Annotated in this window: 16 protein-coding genes; 7 read left to right on the top strand and 9 right to left on the bottom strand. The window is 31.9% G+C overall.

Going from position 1 to position 15434, the window contains the following annotated elements; translation table 11 throughout:
- Positions 1 to 61: 61 nt before the first annotated feature.
- The 4 genes from ACFQ1R_RS05760 to ACFQ1R_RS05745 are packed head-to-tail and all read left to right on the top strand — an operon-like array spanning position 62 to position 2881.
- Positions 62 to 727 carry an alpha/beta hydrolase gene (locus ACFQ1R_RS05760; RefSeq protein WP_379925171.1) on the top strand — a complete coding sequence of 222 codons (666 nt, stop codon included), beginning with the start codon at positions 62 to 64 and terminating at the stop codon, positions 725 to 727.
- 35 nt (positions 728 to 762) lie between these two features.
- Positions 763 to 1683 carry a lytic transglycosylase domain-containing protein gene (locus tag ACFQ1R_RS05755; RefSeq protein ID WP_379925170.1) on the top strand — a complete coding sequence of 307 codons (921 nt, stop codon included), beginning with the start codon at positions 763 to 765 and terminating at the stop codon, positions 1681 to 1683.
- 21 nt (positions 1684 to 1704) lie between these two features.
- Complete coding sequence (locus tag ACFQ1R_RS05750) at positions 1705 to 2460, top strand: DJ-1/PfpI family protein (protein ID WP_379925169.1); 756 nt, start codon at positions 1705 to 1707, stop codon at positions 2458 to 2460.
- A 1-nt stretch (position 2461) separates the two neighbouring features.
- On the top strand, positions 2462 to 2881 hold the full coding sequence (locus ACFQ1R_RS05745) for a PH domain-containing protein (RefSeq protein ID WP_379925168.1): 420 nt from the start codon (positions 2462 to 2464) through the stop codon (positions 2879 to 2881).
- A gap of 8 nt (positions 2882 to 2889) precedes the next feature.
- Here ACFQ1R_RS05745 and ACFQ1R_RS05740 read toward each other — a convergent pair whose 3' ends face one another.
- Positions 2890 to 3465 (bottom strand): DUF2892 domain-containing protein, encoded by a 576-nt coding sequence (locus ACFQ1R_RS05740; RefSeq protein WP_379925167.1) that lies wholly within the window; start codon positions 3463 to 3465, stop codon positions 2890 to 2892.
- Positions 3466 to 3757: 292 nt separating this feature from the next.
- Between ACFQ1R_RS05740 and rpmH the strand changes: the two genes are divergently transcribed.
- Positions 3758 to 3919, top strand: coding sequence for a 50S ribosomal protein L34 (rpmH, locus tag ACFQ1R_RS05735; protein WP_038527912.1), 162 nt, complete (start codon positions 3758 to 3760; stop codon positions 3917 to 3919).
- A 112-nt stretch (positions 3920 to 4031) separates the two neighbouring features.
- Complete coding sequence (carB, locus tag ACFQ1R_RS05730) at positions 4032 to 6884, top strand: carbamoyl-phosphate synthase large subunit (protein ID WP_379925166.1); 2853 nt, start codon at positions 4032 to 4034, stop codon at positions 6882 to 6884.
- Positions 6885 to 6938: 54 nt separating this feature from the next.
- On the opposite strand, the gene ygiD is transcribed toward carB, so the two are convergent.
- A complete protein-coding gene (gene ygiD, locus ACFQ1R_RS05725; protein ID WP_379925165.1) occupies positions 6939 to 7760 on the bottom strand; it encodes a 4,5-DOPA-extradiol-dioxygenase in 822 nt (273 codons plus the stop codon).
- A gap of 61 nt (positions 7761 to 7821) precedes the next feature.
- Positions 7822 to 8664, bottom strand: coding sequence for an SDR family oxidoreductase (locus ACFQ1R_RS05720; RefSeq protein WP_379925164.1), 843 nt, complete (start codon positions 8662 to 8664; stop codon positions 7822 to 7824).
- Positions 8665 to 8824: 160 nt separating this feature from the next.
- Here ACFQ1R_RS05720 and ACFQ1R_RS05715 point away from each other — a divergent pair, with 160 nt between their 5' ends.
- Positions 8825 to 9193, top strand: a complete 369-nt coding sequence (locus ACFQ1R_RS05715; protein WP_379925163.1) for a winged helix-turn-helix transcriptional regulator — start codon at positions 8825 to 8827, stop codon at positions 9191 to 9193.
- A 3-nt stretch (positions 9194 to 9196) separates the two neighbouring features.
- Here ACFQ1R_RS05715 and ACFQ1R_RS05710 read toward each other — a convergent pair whose 3' ends face one another.
- The 6 genes from ACFQ1R_RS05710 to ACFQ1R_RS05685 form a co-directional block, all read right to left on the bottom strand.
- On the bottom strand, positions 9197 to 9553 hold the full coding sequence (locus ACFQ1R_RS05710) for a hypothetical protein (protein WP_379925162.1): 357 nt from the start codon (positions 9551 to 9553) through the stop codon (positions 9197 to 9199).
- A gap of 97 nt (positions 9554 to 9650) precedes the next feature.
- Entirely contained in the window at positions 9651 to 13004 is a 3354-nt protein-coding gene (secA, locus tag ACFQ1R_RS05705) for a preprotein translocase subunit SecA (RefSeq protein WP_379925160.1), read from the bottom strand.
- 167 nt (positions 13005 to 13171) lie between these two features.
- A complete protein-coding gene (locus ACFQ1R_RS05700) occupies positions 13172 to 13393 on the bottom strand; it encodes a DUF2795 domain-containing protein (RefSeq protein ID WP_027136925.1) in 222 nt (73 codons plus the stop codon).
- A gap of 223 nt (positions 13394 to 13616) precedes the next feature.
- Positions 13617 to 14189 carry a cob(I)yrinic acid a,c-diamide adenosyltransferase gene (locus ACFQ1R_RS05695; protein ID WP_379925159.1) on the bottom strand — a complete coding sequence of 191 codons (573 nt, stop codon included), beginning with the start codon at positions 14187 to 14189 and terminating at the stop codon, positions 13617 to 13619.
- 186 nt (positions 14190 to 14375) lie between these two features.
- Positions 14376 to 14537: a hypothetical protein gene (locus ACFQ1R_RS05690; protein WP_379925158.1), complete on the bottom strand. Its 162-nt coding sequence runs from the start codon at positions 14535 to 14537 to the stop codon at positions 14376 to 14378.
- A gap of 75 nt (positions 14538 to 14612) precedes the next feature.
- Complete coding sequence (locus tag ACFQ1R_RS05685; RefSeq protein ID WP_379925157.1) at positions 14613 to 15383, bottom strand: O-methyltransferase; 771 nt, start codon at positions 15381 to 15383, stop codon at positions 14613 to 14615.
- Positions 15384 to 15434 lie beyond the last annotated feature (51 nt).

The following is a 15434-nucleotide window of genomic DNA, read 5'->3' as shown; positions in this document are numbered from 1 at the left end:
GGTTAATCCCTTATAAAATAAACTATTAGAACTATAGTTTTTCATTTTTAAGTTGTTTTGAATGCATAAAGATATAATACATGTTTATTTAATGCCAGGTATGGCGGCAAGCCCTAAAATTTTTGAATATATAAAATTACCCGACACTCAATTTGAAATTCATTATCTAGAGTGGTTTTTGCCTTTAAAAAATGAAACAATTAGCAGGTATGCATTGCGAATGACATCTAAAATTAAGCATGATGCTATTGTTTTGTTAGGCGTATCTTTTGGAGGTGTTTTGGTACAAGAAATGTGCAAATACATAACGGTTAAAAAACTAATTATCGTTTCTAGCGTTAAAAAAACAAGTGAGTTACCTAAAAAAATGCTATTTGCAAAAACAACCATGGCATACAAGTTGTTGCCAACACAATTAGTAGGTAACATAGAGCTTTTTGCTAAATATGCTTTTGGAAGCAACATAACAAAGCGGTTAGAGTTGTACAAAAAATATTTGTCGGTAAACGATAGTCGTTATTTAAGTTGGGCTATTAAGCAGATGGTTTGTTGGCAACAAGAAAATTATTTACCAGAAATAATTCATATACATGGAGATAAAGATGCGGTATTTCCTATAAAAAATATTTCAAACTGTATTACCATTGAAGGAGGAACACACATTATGATTATTAACAAGTATAAGTGGTTTAACGAAAATTTACCAAGGATAATTTTAGAAAACTAAACAAATCATTTATCTTTAAATAAAACTTTTTAAAAATGAAGACTATACAGAAACTATTGGCGTTTGTGGGATTATTAAGTTTATGTGCCATATTTGTTTACGCCATACAGGAAGCACCAACAGACAAGAATTTTGAAAAAAAATTAATAAACGATTACAATGTTTACGCACTTCAAATACCAAATAATTTAGATTTTGCAGGTGAAGCAATGCCGCTTAAAAGTCCTGATATTTATGAACGAATGGACAAGGAATTATTGGTAAATACCTACTGGCAATCTAACGGTTTACTTATGTTTAAACGCGCTAAAAAATACTTTCCAATTATAGAGCCTATTTTAGCTAAAAACGGCATTCCAGACGATTTTAAGTACTTAGCAGTTATAGAAAGTGGTTTAACAAATGCAGTATCGCCAGCTGGCGCACGTGGTGTTTGGCAAATTATGCCAGCTACAGGGCGAGAAAACGGGTTGGAAGTGAATGATAATGTTGATGAACGGTATCATTTAGAAAAATCTACCGAAGTAGCTTGTAAATATTTACTAAAATCGAAAGAAGAATTAGGTTCATGGACCTTGGCAGCGGCAGCATACAATGCAGGTAACGGAGGAATTTCTAGATACTTAAGAGAGCAAAATGTTAAAAATTATTATGATTTATTATTAGGAGAAGAAACAGGTCGTTACATTTTTAGAATAGTAGCTTTAAAAGAAATTTTATTAAACCCAGCAAAATATGGTTTTAATTTTAGAGAAAAAGATTTGTACACCAACATACCAACACATAAAGTTACTGTAAATACAGAAATACCCGATTTTACAAAATTTGCCGAAGAACACGGTATCAATTACAAAATATTAAAAATTCATAATCCGTGGTTAAGAGAACCTAAACTAGACAATAAAACTAGAAAAAGCTATACTATTGAAATTCCAGAAAAAGGGTATTACAAATAATTCATTCAAATTTTAGTAATAATGAAGAAGTTATACCTCATACTAAGCGTCTTTTTTTTGATGATTATTTTAGCTAGCTGTAATTCAAAAGCAAAAGCTAATCCTGAAGTAGAAATTTTAAAAACAACAGAAGAGAAAACAGATACCTTAACCAAACACCTAAAGCCTTTCAAAGCTGAATTACCAACAATAGGCTTATTAATGTATAATGGTGTATTACAAACAGAAATAACGGCAACATCCGATGTGTTTTCAAAACCAACTGAAACTGGGGTAAAACTTTTTAATGTAGTAACCATTGGCGAAACAAATAATTCAATAACCACAGAAGAAGGCTTAAAATTTGTGCCTGATTATACTTTTGAAAATTGCCCAAAACTAGAGGCACTTTTTGTGCCAAGTGCTTATGATATGTATGCGCAAGTACACAATAAAGCAATTATAAATTTTATAATAAAGAAGAATGCCGAAACTAAATATGTGGTAAGCAATTGTGGTGGCGCACAATTAATTGGAGCATCAGGAATTGCTGATGGTAAAAAAATAGTAACGTGGATTGGTGGTGGCGAACAACTTCAAAAAGATTATCCAAATCTTATTGTACAGAATGACTCTTTAATAAGTTATACAGAAGATGGAAAGTTTAGTTCATCAAACGGAAATTTAGCCAGTTATATTTCAGCATTAAATTTAGTTGAAAAAATGACAAATAAAAATCATAGAAGATTTGTAGAATCTTATTTGTATTTAGATAGACTTCAAAATTGGAAACCATAAAATGAAAATTTATAAATCTAAAATTTCTTATGGGTTATTGGTGTTTATTTTTTTTATAATGTTTTTGCCGATGCTATTCGCTCAAGGAAAATTTGTATTTAATACATTAGGAGTTGTTATAAATGTAGTGGTTTTTTCTTTTATAATTCATCTATTTCATAACACAGAATATGTTATTGATAAAGAAATTTTAAAAATAAAATGTGGATTTTTTTATAAAAAACAAATCGAAATAAATAAGATTAAGAAAATCACAAAAACAAATACCTTGATGTCTTCTCCTGCTGCTTCATTTGACAGAATAGAAATTTATTATAATAAATTTGAATCAGTGGTTGTTTCACCAAAAGATAAACAAGCATTCACAGAAAGACTCATTGAATTAAACCCAAATATTGATAATAGAATTGAGAGTGTATAAATAATAAATTAACCTCTACGTTTTTGCGCTCTAATAGAACCTCCAGCACCAAAATGTTGTTGAGGTCCCATAGCACGTTTCATGTTTTCCTTCATCATTTTTATTTGGTCTGTTAGCATGCCTTGTTTATCTAGTTTTTGAGCTTCGGCAAGTAATTTTTCAGCTTCTAATTTTCTTCTTTTAGAAAATGCAATACCAGATAAGTTTAATTTAGCCATTGCCATATCATGATCCATAGATAAGCCTAATTCAACAGCTTTTTTAAAGAATTTTTCAGCTTCATTCATGTTGGTTTGAGAAACCATTAAGCCATGTAAATAATTATAATACCCTTGTTGTTTAGTAACTAAAGCAGCTTCAGGATTTTTAATTTTATCTAACCATTTTTTAGCACCTTCAAAATCTTGTTTGCGTAATTTTAAAAATGCCAATAAAATAAATTCATTTTTAAAATATAAGAATACAAATATTAAAGATAGTAATATAAACATGATACCATTACCAATGTTTCCTTCAGTAAATTGATAAATAGCAAACGCTATAATACCAGCAGCTATGATAAGTTTTATAATTTTATTGTACATTTTGTATTGTTTGAAATGTTGAATAGGTATTTTTAATACCTATTTATTTAAATTAGTATGCAAAGAAACTAAATTTTTATCAAAATTAACTCATAGATAATTAACAAAAAAGGAAGTATTTTAGCTAAATATATATGGCTTTGAATCACGTTTTAAGGGCGAAAAAAAAATATCAAAATATTTTCAAATAACATTTGCCAAAGTAATAAAGGCTTTGTATATTTGCCCTCGGTTTTTAAGAAGCCTAAAATCATAAATAAAATTTACAATTCAGTTTTAAAGATATAAGATAATGAGTAAAAGAACATTTCAGCCATCAAAAAGAAAAAGAAGAAACAAACACGGTTTTAGAGAAAGAATGGCTTCTGCTAATGGAAGAAAAGTACTTGCTCGTAGAAGAGCTAAGGGTAGAAAGAAATTGTCTGTATCATCTGAATCTAGACATAAAAAATAATGATTAACAATTGTTGATATTTAAAGGTGTTACTTAAGTGTAATGCCTTTTTTTATATCTAATAATGACTATTTTTGTAACTTATTAAAAATCCAATATTTAAACAGTAAAAATGCCAAAAAATCCAAAACTTAAATCCATTCTAATTATTGGCTCTGGACCTATTGTTATAGGTCAAGCATGCGAATTTGATTATTCGGGAACACAAGCTTTACGATCATTAAGAGAAGATGGAATTGAAACAATCCTTATCAATTCTAATCCTGCAACCATCATGACCGATCCATCTATGGCAGATCATGTTTACTTATTGCCTCTTAATACTAAGTCAATCATTAAAATTTTAAAAGAACATCCACAAATTGATGCAGTTTTACCAACTATGGGTGGACAAACAGCGTTAAATTTATGTATTGAAGCCGATGAAAAAGGAATTTGGAAAGACTTTAATGTTGAAATTATTGGTGTAGATATTGATGCTATCAACATAACCGAAGATAGAGAGAAGTTTAGAATGCTTATGCTTAAAATAGGTATTCCTATGGCGCCTCAAGCAACTGCAACTTCTTATTTAAAAGGTAAAGAAATTGCTCAAGAATTTGGCTTTCCTTTAATCATTAGAGCATCATTTACTTTAGGTGGTGAAGGTGCTTCATTTGTTTATAAAGAAGAAGATTATGACGAGTTATTAACCCGAGGATTGGAAGTTTCACCAATTCACGAAGTTATGATTGATAAAGCTTTAATAGGCTGGAAAGAATATGAATTAGAGTTGCTACGTGATGCTAATGATAATGTGGTTATTATCTGTTCTATAGAAAATATGGATCCAATTGGAATTCATACAGGTGACTCTATTACTGTAGCACCAGCAATGACTTTAAGCGATAAAACGTACCAAAAAATGCGTGATATGGCAATCCATATGATGCGAAGTATTGGGGATTTTGCCGGAGGTTGTAACGTGCAGTTTGCTGTTTCACCAGATGAAAAAGAGGAAATAATAGCTATTGAAATTAATCCACGTGTATCACGATCATCAGCATTGGCAAGTAAAGCAACAGGTTATCCTATTGCTAAAATTGCAGCTAAATTAGCTTTGGGGTATCATTTAGATGAATTGCAAAATCAAATTACAAAGTCTACTTCGGCATTATTTGAACCGACTTTGGATTATGTTATCGTAAAAATACCACGTTGGAATTTCGATAAATTTGAAGGTTCAGATAGAACCTTAGGGCTTCAAATGAAATCGGTTGGTGAAGTTATGGGTATTGGACGTTCGTTTCAAGAAGCACTTCATAAAGCAACACAATCACTTGAAATTAAACGTAATGGATTAGGTGCCGATGGAAAAGAAAACAAGAACTACGAACAAATTATAGAAAAACTTACCTATGCTTCTTGGGATCGTGTATTCATAATTTACGATGCCATTGCCATGGGAATTCCGTTAAGCAGAATTCACGAAATCACAAAAATTGACATGTGGTTTTTGAAGCAATATGAAGAATTATATTTACTTCAAAAGGAAATTTCTACATTCAAAATTGACACATTAGAAAAAGAATTATTACTCGAGGCAAAACAAAAAGGCTATGGTGATAGACAAATAGCGCACATGCTTGGTTGTTTAGAAAGTCAAGTTTATAATAAACGTGAAGAATTTGGTATAAACCGAGTATATAAATTAGTTGATACTTGTGCTGCAGAGTTTAAAGCCATGACACCATATTATTATTCAACGTTTGAAAGTGATATGGAAACTGCCGACGGAAAACGTTATGCAGATAATGAAAGTATTGTAACCGATAAAAAGAAAATAATAGTTTTAGGTTCGGGTCCAAACCGAATTGGGCAAGGTATTGAGTTCGATTATTGTTGTGTACACGGGGTTTTAGCTGCAGCTGAATGCGGTTATGAAACCATCATGATTAACTGTAATCCTGAAACGGTTTCAACCGATTTTGATACTGCCGATAAACTATATTTCGAACCAGTATTCTGGGAACATATTTACGACATTATTAAGCACGAAAAACCAGAAGGTGTTATTGTGCAGTTAGGCGGGCAAACAGCTTTAAAACTTGCTGAAAAGCTAACCAAATATGGTGTTAAAATTATTGGAACTAGTTTTGAATCGTTAGATTTAGCTGAAGATAGAGGGCATTTTTCAAACTTATTAAAAGAAAATAACATCCCTTATCCTCAATTTGATATCGCTACAACTGCCGATGAAGCTTCTGCAATTGCTGATGTGTTAGATTTTCCAATATTGGTGCGTCCATCATACGTACTTGGTGGTCAAGGAATGAAAATTGTAATTAACAAAGAAGAACTTGAAAAGCATGTAGTTGATTTATTAAGTCAAATGCCAGGGAATCAACTTCTTTTAGACCATTATTTAGAAGGTGCTATTGAAGCTGAAGCAGATGCAATTTGTGACGGCGAAGATGTATATATTATAGGTATTATGGAACACATAGAGCCATGTGGAATCCATTCTGGTGATAGTAATTCTATGTTACCACCTTTCAACTTAGGCGAATTCGTTATGCAACAAATTAAAGACCACACTAAAAAAATTGCTTTAGCACTTAATACGGTTGGTTTAATAAATATTCAGTTTGCTATAAAAGATGACATTGTTTACATTATTGAAGCAAACCCAAGAGCATCTCGTACCGTACCATTTATTGCAAAAGCATATGGTGAACCGTATGTAAATTATGCAACTAAAGTGATGTTAGGAGAAAAGAAAGTAAAAGACTTTGACTTTAATCCACAGTTAAAAGGCTTTGCAATTAAGCAGCCAGTTTTCTCTTTCAACAAGTTTCATAATGTGAATAAGAAATTAGGTCCAGAAATGAAAAGTACAGGAGAAAGTATTTTGTTTATAGATAGTTTAAAAGATGATGAGTTTTACGAATTATATTCAAGACGAAAAATGTACTTAAACAAATAGAATAAAAAAGCCGCTTTTAAGCGGCTTTTTTATTATTTAATATATAAGATTGTTTTAAATTTTTATAGAAGTCATTGTAAGTGAACCACCAATAGGTTTGTCATTAAATATAGAAACTGCATCATTTTTTTCTTTTAAAGCCAATGTGTAGATAAGAGGTAAAAAATGCTCAGGTGTTGGAATTGCCAAATCAAATGCTTGTCCTTGGTTTTTAAAATTGATTAGGCTTTTATGATTATCATCTAAAATATAATGCTTCATGGTTTCATTAGCTTCAATAGCCCAATCAAAAGCATATTGGGTATTTAGCTTATTCCAAGCAACAAGTTTTAGATTATGAACCATATTACCACTACCAATAATAAGTACGCCTTTTTGCCTTAGTTTAGCTAATTCTTTGGCTAGTTCATAATGGTGTTGTGGTGGTTTCGTATAATCAATGCTTATTTGTACAACAGGTATATCGGCATTGGGATATAAATGTTTAATAACGCTCCAAGCACCGTGATCCAATCCCCATTTGTCATCCAACTCTACTTCTGTTTTAGTAATGATGCTTTTGGTTTCTTTGGCTAATTCTGGGCTTCCGGGTGCTGGATATTGCACATCGAACAAGGCTTTGGGAAACCCTCCAAAATCATGAATGGTTGGTGGATTTTGCATAGCGGTTACAAAAGTACCTTTGGTTTCCCAATGTGCTGAAATACAAAGAATGGCGTTGGGTTTTACAAGATCTTTGCCTAATTGCCTAAATGATGCGACAAATTCGTTTTCTTCAATAGCATTCATGGGGCTACCATGACCTAAAAACAATACAGGCATTTTCTTGGTATTGCTTAAGGTTGAGGTTATTTTGTTTAAATCTTTTAAAGTCATACTCAAACGTATTACAGGTAATAATACTAACTATTTTAGAAAATTTACTTGAAAAGCCTAATTATAAAACGTCATGTATAGAGCTTTCTATTGAAGTTGTAGGCCTTCCTATTAAGGTAGATAATTTACGATTATTATCAAATAAATCATCTTTAGAAGCAGATATATCCCAACTTGCTAAACCTTTAGCCAGTATTTCAGGTAGACCAACCTGTGATAAAATGTTAGAATAGGTGTCTTCAGATAAATTGTTATAAGGAATATCTTTTCCTGTTTGTTTTGATATTTCTTTAGCTAAATCTGTTAAAGTATAGCTGTTGTCACCTGCTAGCTCAAATGTTTGTCCTTTATTTTGGTCATTTGTAATTACGACGGCTAGGGCTTCGGCATAATCCAATCGTGCTGCCGAAGAAATTTTACCGTTTCCCGCACTACCTATAAAAGCATCGTTTTTAATGGCACTAGGTATGGATGCGGTATAGTTTTCTGTATACCATCCATTTCGTAAAATGGTATAATCAATACTTGAAGCTTTTAATTCTTGTTCTGTTGCTAAATGTTCTCCAGCTAAACTTAATGAAGACGTGTCTGCTTTAAGAAGGCTTGTGTAAACAATCCAGTTAACATTTGATTTTTTGGCAGCCTCTATTACATTTTTATGCTGACGGGCTCTTTGGCCTATTTCATTAGCAGAAATAAACACCAAACGATCAATACCTTGCAATCCTTTTTCTAAGCTTTTTGGGTTATCATAATCAAACTCGCGAGTTTCAATTTCTAAGTCTTTAGCTTTTTCAGTTGAACGTACCAAAGCAACAAGATGATTATTATATTCTCTTTTTTTAAGTTCGTTTACTACTAATGTGCCTAATTGACCAGTAGCACCAGTTATTCCTATTTTCATAATATTTGTTTGTTAAAGTTTCTATTGTATATTTGATAATTAAAAGTTTTTAACTTACTTTTAGTTAGTCAAAGGTAGTGATTAAGTATCTTTAAAACAAGAAGTTACAAATATGTGACTAGCTGATGTATATGTTAGTTTTATTGAAAATCAATGTATTATGAAAAAAGAAATTGAAAATAAATATACAGAACCCGCACATTGCCCGGTTAGAAATGTTCTAGATCGTATAGGTGATAAATGGTCTATGTTGGTACTGTTGCTTTTAGAAGAAAAAGGCTTATTGCGATTTAATGAAATAGATAAACAGATTGAAAGCATTTCTCAAAAAATGCTTTCGGTTACTTTAAAAGGTTTGGAGGCCGATGGTTTGGTGAAACGAACCATATATCCGCAGGTGCCACCAAAAGTAGAGTATGAATTAACAGAACTAGGTCAAAGCTTAATACCACATTTAAATACTTTGGTGGAATGGGCTAAGGATAATATGAAAACTATTGAAACTTCCAGATTACAATATGAGAGTTAAAGGTTATTCGTTTAAATAGTCTTTAAGCTCCTCTTTAAGTTTTTTGTAAGCTCTTATTTTTCCTTCCAATATAGTTTCTTTAGATTTAGATTCAGAAATTAAAGCAGGTTCATCATAATTATCAGATATTATCTCAATTGTAATTTTGTCTCCTAGTTTTAAGGGGGTATCAATCCATTTAAGACGTTGTTGAAGTGTTGATTTTAAACCGGATATGTTTAGATTTAGACCTTTTTTTGGTTCTAAAGTTCTATTGAAAGAGTCGAGAATACAGGTTACAACATAATGCTCATCTTTAATACCTGCGTGTGTTAGTGGTTTATTGTTAAGACTGACTTTAAATCCGTAGTTTTTGTTCATTATTTGTAGGTTTATGTAGCTAATTTAAACAAAAAATCCCGATAAGTTATTATCGGGATTTTGATTTTATAAGAACTCTGCTAAAGCAGAAGTTTTATTAGTCTTCTACTAAAACCCAATCGCCTTTAGCCAATAAAGGTTCGGCTTGTTTGTATTTAAGGGTTTTGTTTTCGCCAGTAATAACCTGTTTTATGGTTACTTGGTCGTTACGTCCAATTTTTGGCTTATCGCGAACAATAGTTTCTGTTATTTGTGGCTGATTTTGTGTGTTACTTGCAGCTCTATTTTGTGCTGAACGTTCATCTAAATTAGGAATTTCGTCTTTTTGAACATTCAATTTTTCTTGTTTACGCTCTCTAGCTTCTTGAATAGTGCTTTGTGTTTCTTGAGGTAATTCCCCTTTAAATAAGAATGAAATAACATCTTTATTAACTTCATCAATCATAGATTTGAACAACTCAAATGCTTCAAATTTATAGATAAGTAATGGGTCTTTTTGCTCGTGAACAGCTAACTGTACAGATTGTTTTAACTCATCCATTTTACGTAAATGCGTTTTCCATGCATCATCAATAATGGCTAATGTGATGTTTTTTTCGAAATCTGTAATTAATTGTTTACCATTTGTTTCGTATGCTTTTTCAAGATCGGTAACCACGTTTAAGGTTTTAATACCGTCAGTAAAAGGTACTACAATGCGTTTAAATTTATCTCGCTGTGTTTCATATACGTTTTTAATAACAGGAAATGCAATATCAGCATTACGCGCCATTTTTTCTTTATAATGATCGAAAGCCGCTTTATAAACTTTTCCAGTAATTTCTTGAGCCGATAATTTGCCAAATTCTGTTTCAGTAATTGGCGAACTCATTGAAAAATATCTTATCAATTCAAATTCGAAATTTTTAAAATCGCTAGCTGTTTTATTAGTTTCTACAATACCTTCTGATGTATCAAAAAGCATATTAGCTAAATCAACACGCAAACGTTCTCCAAAAAGTGCATGGTGGCGACGTTTATAAACAACCTCACGTTGCGCATTCATAACATCATCATACTCTAATAAACGCTTACGAACACCAAAGTTGTTTTCTTCTACTTTTTTCTGTGCACGCTCAATAGATTTTGAAATCATAGAATGTTGAATTACTTCACCTTCTTTTAAGCCCATTCTATCCATCATTTTAGCAATACGTTCACTACCAAATAAACGCATTAAGTTATCTTCTAAAGAGACATAAAATTGAGAACTTCCTGGATCTCCTTGACGACCAGCACGACCACGTAACTGTCTATCAACACGTCGTGAATCGTGACGTTCTGTACCAACAATAGCTAAACCACCAGCTTTTTTTACTGCTTCGGTTAGTTTAATATCAGTACCACGACCAGCCATATTGGTTGCAATAGTTACTTGACCAGGTTGACCAGCTTCTGCAACAATATCAGCTTCTTTTTTATGAAGCTTTGCATTTAATACGTTGTGTGGAATTTTGCGAATGGTAAGCATTTTACCTAGTAATTCACTTATTTCTACAGATGTAGTACCAATTAAAACTGGACGACCAGCTAATGAAAGTTTGGTAACTTCATCAATAACGGCGTTGTATTTCTCGCGTTTTGTTTTATAAACTAAATCTTCTTGGTCATTACGAGCAATTGGACGGTTGGTTGGTATTTCAACTACATCTAATTTGTAAATTTCCCAAAACTCACCAGCTTCAGTAACCGCAGTACCTGTCATACCAGACAGTTTGCGGTACATTCTAAAGTAATTTTGAAGCGTTACGGTAGCAAAGGTTTGGGTAGCATCTTCAATTTTTACATTTTCTTTCGCTTCAATGGCTTGGTGTAAACCATCAGAATAACGACGACCATCCATAATACGTCCTGTTTGCTCATCAACAATCATTACTTTATTGTCTATAACAACGTACTGAACATCTTTTTCAAACAACGCGTATGCTTTTAGTAATTGATTAAGTGTGTGAATACGCTCAGATTTCACACCGAAATCTTTATATAGTTCTTCTTTTAACTTTGCTTCTTCAGCTAAAGGTAAATTTTGATTTTCAATTTTAGCAATCTCTAATCCAATTTCAGGTAAGATAAAAAAGTCTGGGTTGTCTTTACCAGAAATGTATTCAACACCTTTATCAGTTAATTCAATTTGATTGTTTTTTTCTTCAATTACATAGTATAATTCGGCATCAACCTTTGGCATTTCACGGTTGTTGTCTTGCATGTAAAAGTTTTCGGTTTTTTGAAGTAGTTGTTTAACACCTTCTTCACTTAAAAACTTAATAAGTGCTTTATTTTTTGGCATACCACGATATACACGTAGTAATTGAAAACCACCTTCTTTGGTATCGCCAGCAGTAATTATTTTTTTTGCTTCTGCTAAAACACCGGTTAAATACTTGCGTTGTACAGCAACAATATCATCAACTTTTGGTTTTAATTCATTAAACTCATGACGTTCACCTTGCGGAATTGGACCAGAAATAATTAATGGTGTACGCGCATCATCAACCAAAACAGAATCCACCTCATCTACAATAGCGTAGTGGTGCGGACGTTGTACTAAATCGTTTGGTGAGTGTGCCATATTATCACGTAAATAATCGAAACCAAATTCATTATTTGTTCCGTAAGTAATATCGGCATTATACGCTTTTTTACGGCCTTCACTATTAGGTTGATGGTAATCTATACAATCAACCGTTAAGCCATGAAATTGAAAAATTGGCGCCATCCACGCGCTATCACGTTTTGCTAAGTAGTCGTTTACTGTTACTAAATGCACGCCTTTGCCAGCAAGGGCATTTAAGTACATAGGTAATGTAGCTACCAATGTTTTACCTTCACCTGTTTGCATTTCGGCAATTTTACCTTGGTGCATAGCAATACCGCCAATAAGTTGTACATCGTAATGTACCATATCCCAAGTAATGGCTTTTCCAGCAGCATCCCAAGAGTTTGCCCAAATAGCTTTATCGTTATCTAAAGTTATATAATCTTTAGCACTCGATAATTCTCTGTCATAAGCGCTTGCGGTAACAGTAAGCGATGTGTTATTAGCAAAACGCTTTGCTGTTTCTTTAACTACAGCAAAAGCTTCAGGTAAAATATCGTTTAAAACGGTTTCGGTTTTTTGGTAAGCATCGTCTTTAAGTTTATCAATATCTTGATAAATATCTTCACGTTTATCTATGTCTTCAGTATTTTCGGCTTCTTCAAGTAATTTTGCTATTTCGTCATTTATTGGCTTAATTGCATCGGCAATGGTTGCTTTAAATTGTATTGTTTTTGCCCTCAATTCATCGTGCGATAAGCCTTCCAAACTGGCTTCAAAAGCTCTAATTTTAGTAACAATTGGGGTAATGGCTTTTACATCTTGTTTTGATTTGTCGCCAACAAATACTTTAAGTACAGAATTTAAAAAACTCATGTGTTTATTTATATTATATGTTAACTAGGTATTGCCTAGTGGTAAAATAGTTTGTTTTGTTGCTTTGTAAAAAGCAATCAAAGATACATTTTGTTATATGTTTTATAAAGGTTTAGGACAAAAAAAAAGCCTCAAACCGAGACTTTTTAACTTTTCTTTATGCTTTATTAATATTCATCCTCATTCCAAAGGTAATCTTCATCTGTTGGATAATCAGACCAAATTTCTTCTATAGAGTCGTAAGCATCACCTTCGTCTTCTATAGACTGTAAATTTTCAACAACTTCTAAAGGTGCACCAGTTCTAATAGCGTAATCTATCAACTCGTCCTTTGTTGCTGGCCAAGGCGCATCACTTAAATATGATGCTAATTCTAAAGTCCAATACATTTTATGTGCGTTTTAATTTTGTGCAAAAATAATTTTTTAGTTTAAACACACAAGGAAAAAATGAATTATTTAATTATTATTTTTAAGAACGTATTCATTTGTATTCTAAACAGTTGAAATTAAGTGTTTAATTTGGGCGTTTATTTTATCCTTAAACAGTTTTAGATTTGTTTAGGGTTTTTTATCTTTTACCTAATGTTAACACTGCATTTCCATTAAAAGATTACTGCTTTTCAGGAATCCATTTAACCTCGTTTGCTTTCAAGTCGTAAGTCAACTTTCGTGCCAACACAAAAAGATAGTCAGAAAGGCGGTTTAGGTACATAATAGTGCGTTCGTCAATGGTTTCAATGTCATTTAAAGCAACAGTTAAGCGTTCGGCTCTGCGACACACACAACGTGCTATATGACAGAATGACACTGTTTGATGCCCACCAGGAAGCACAAAATGCGTCATAGGAGGTAAGGCTTCGTTCATAGTGTCTATTTCTTTTTCTAGACGTTCAATATCTTCCGAAGTAATTTTAGGAATATTTAAGCGTTCTTTTCCATTCTTTAAAATAGCTTTATCTTCAGGTGTAGCTAAAATGGCACCTACTGTAAAAAGTCTATCTTGAATATGAATGAGAATAATTTTGTAATGTTTATCTATATTTTGGTCTCGAATTAAACCTAAATGCGAATTTAATTCATCAATAGTACCATAACTTTCTATTCTAATATGGTGTTTAGGCACGCGTGTACCGCCAAATAAAGCTGTGGTACCTTTATCGCCTGTTTTGGTATAAATTTTCATCTGATTTTGTTATTGTTTTAGAGGTCAGATGTAATTACTAACGTCTATTTAATTTATGTTTTTGTGTTTGTGAATCTTCGATTTCGCTAAAAATGATATTTGTTTAACGACATAAATCTTCTATGCTCATTTTATGTTACGAAGTTAAAAAGTTAAAAGGTAAAAGATTGAAAAGTTTTAAAGAATTTACAACTCTTTTTCATTTTCAATATCTTTTTTTCGCTGGTAGTAATTGTTACGGTAGCTTTTTCTGTTTTTGCTTCTGTTATTTAGTTTTTCTCGGTTTCGGTTGTTGTTCCAAATAACTACAGCGAATAATACTAAAATGATGACTAAATAAGTTAACATACTTTGTGTTTTGATGTAAGATAAAAAGTAAAAATAAGAATTTTAAAAATTTTAGTCACCAATTAGGTAAAACAACTAAACTCTAATGACGAAATGTTCTTTTAGTTGTTCTTTTCTAAAAAACACGAATCCCCAATAAAAAGTGTCGATAGTAACTGTTACTTGTGGGTGTTTTTTGATGGTTTCCCAAGCTTCAGTCATACTTTTAGACCAGTAAATGTCATCAAAAATAAATACAGAATCGTTGTTTGCTGTTTGTAATAAGGCTTCAAAATAACTTAAAGTAGCTTCTTTTTGATGATTTCCGTCAAAGAAAATGAGGTCGAAGGTTTTGTGTTTTATATTTTTAATTTCTTCCGAAAAATCACCATTTAAAAGATATATGTTTTGTAACTGAAGCTTTTCAAAATTCGTTTTAGTAAAATTTGAAATATTTGTGCAACCTTCAATAGAAACAATTGATGTTTTAGGGTTTCCTAATTGCATACTGTGTGTTGCAATACCTAGTGATGTGCCTAATTCTAAAATTGAATTTGGTTTAAAATAAGCTGTAATGCGGTATAAAAGTTTGGCTCTTTTTGTGGTAGTTCCTGCGCTTTTTGCAATTTCAGAAACGAAGCGTTGCTTTTCTTTTGTAACTAATGAACCTACACCCAAATCGGTTACTGTAAGTTTGGTGTTATTTTTTAGAAGCTCTTTTTTGTAATGTAAAATGCTTTTATATGCTTCATGTTTAGATTTATTGTAAAAACATTTGGTAACTAGACTGTAAACAAAAGGTGAATGTACACCATGTTGGTTGGTAGATTTTATTAGAAATTTTATATACGATTTAATTTGATGCATTAAAGTTTAAGCATTTCTAAGTTTGAAGTTTTAACCTTATGTGTTAGTTAT

Source organism: Mariniflexile jejuense (assembly GCF_042675665.1).
Taxonomy (GTDB): Bacteria; Bacteroidota; Bacteroidia; order Flavobacteriales; family Flavobacteriaceae; genus Mariniflexile; species Mariniflexile jejuense.
The sequence above is the reverse complement of the archived record's forward strand: the minus strand, read 5'-3'. Positions and strand labels throughout refer to the sequence as shown.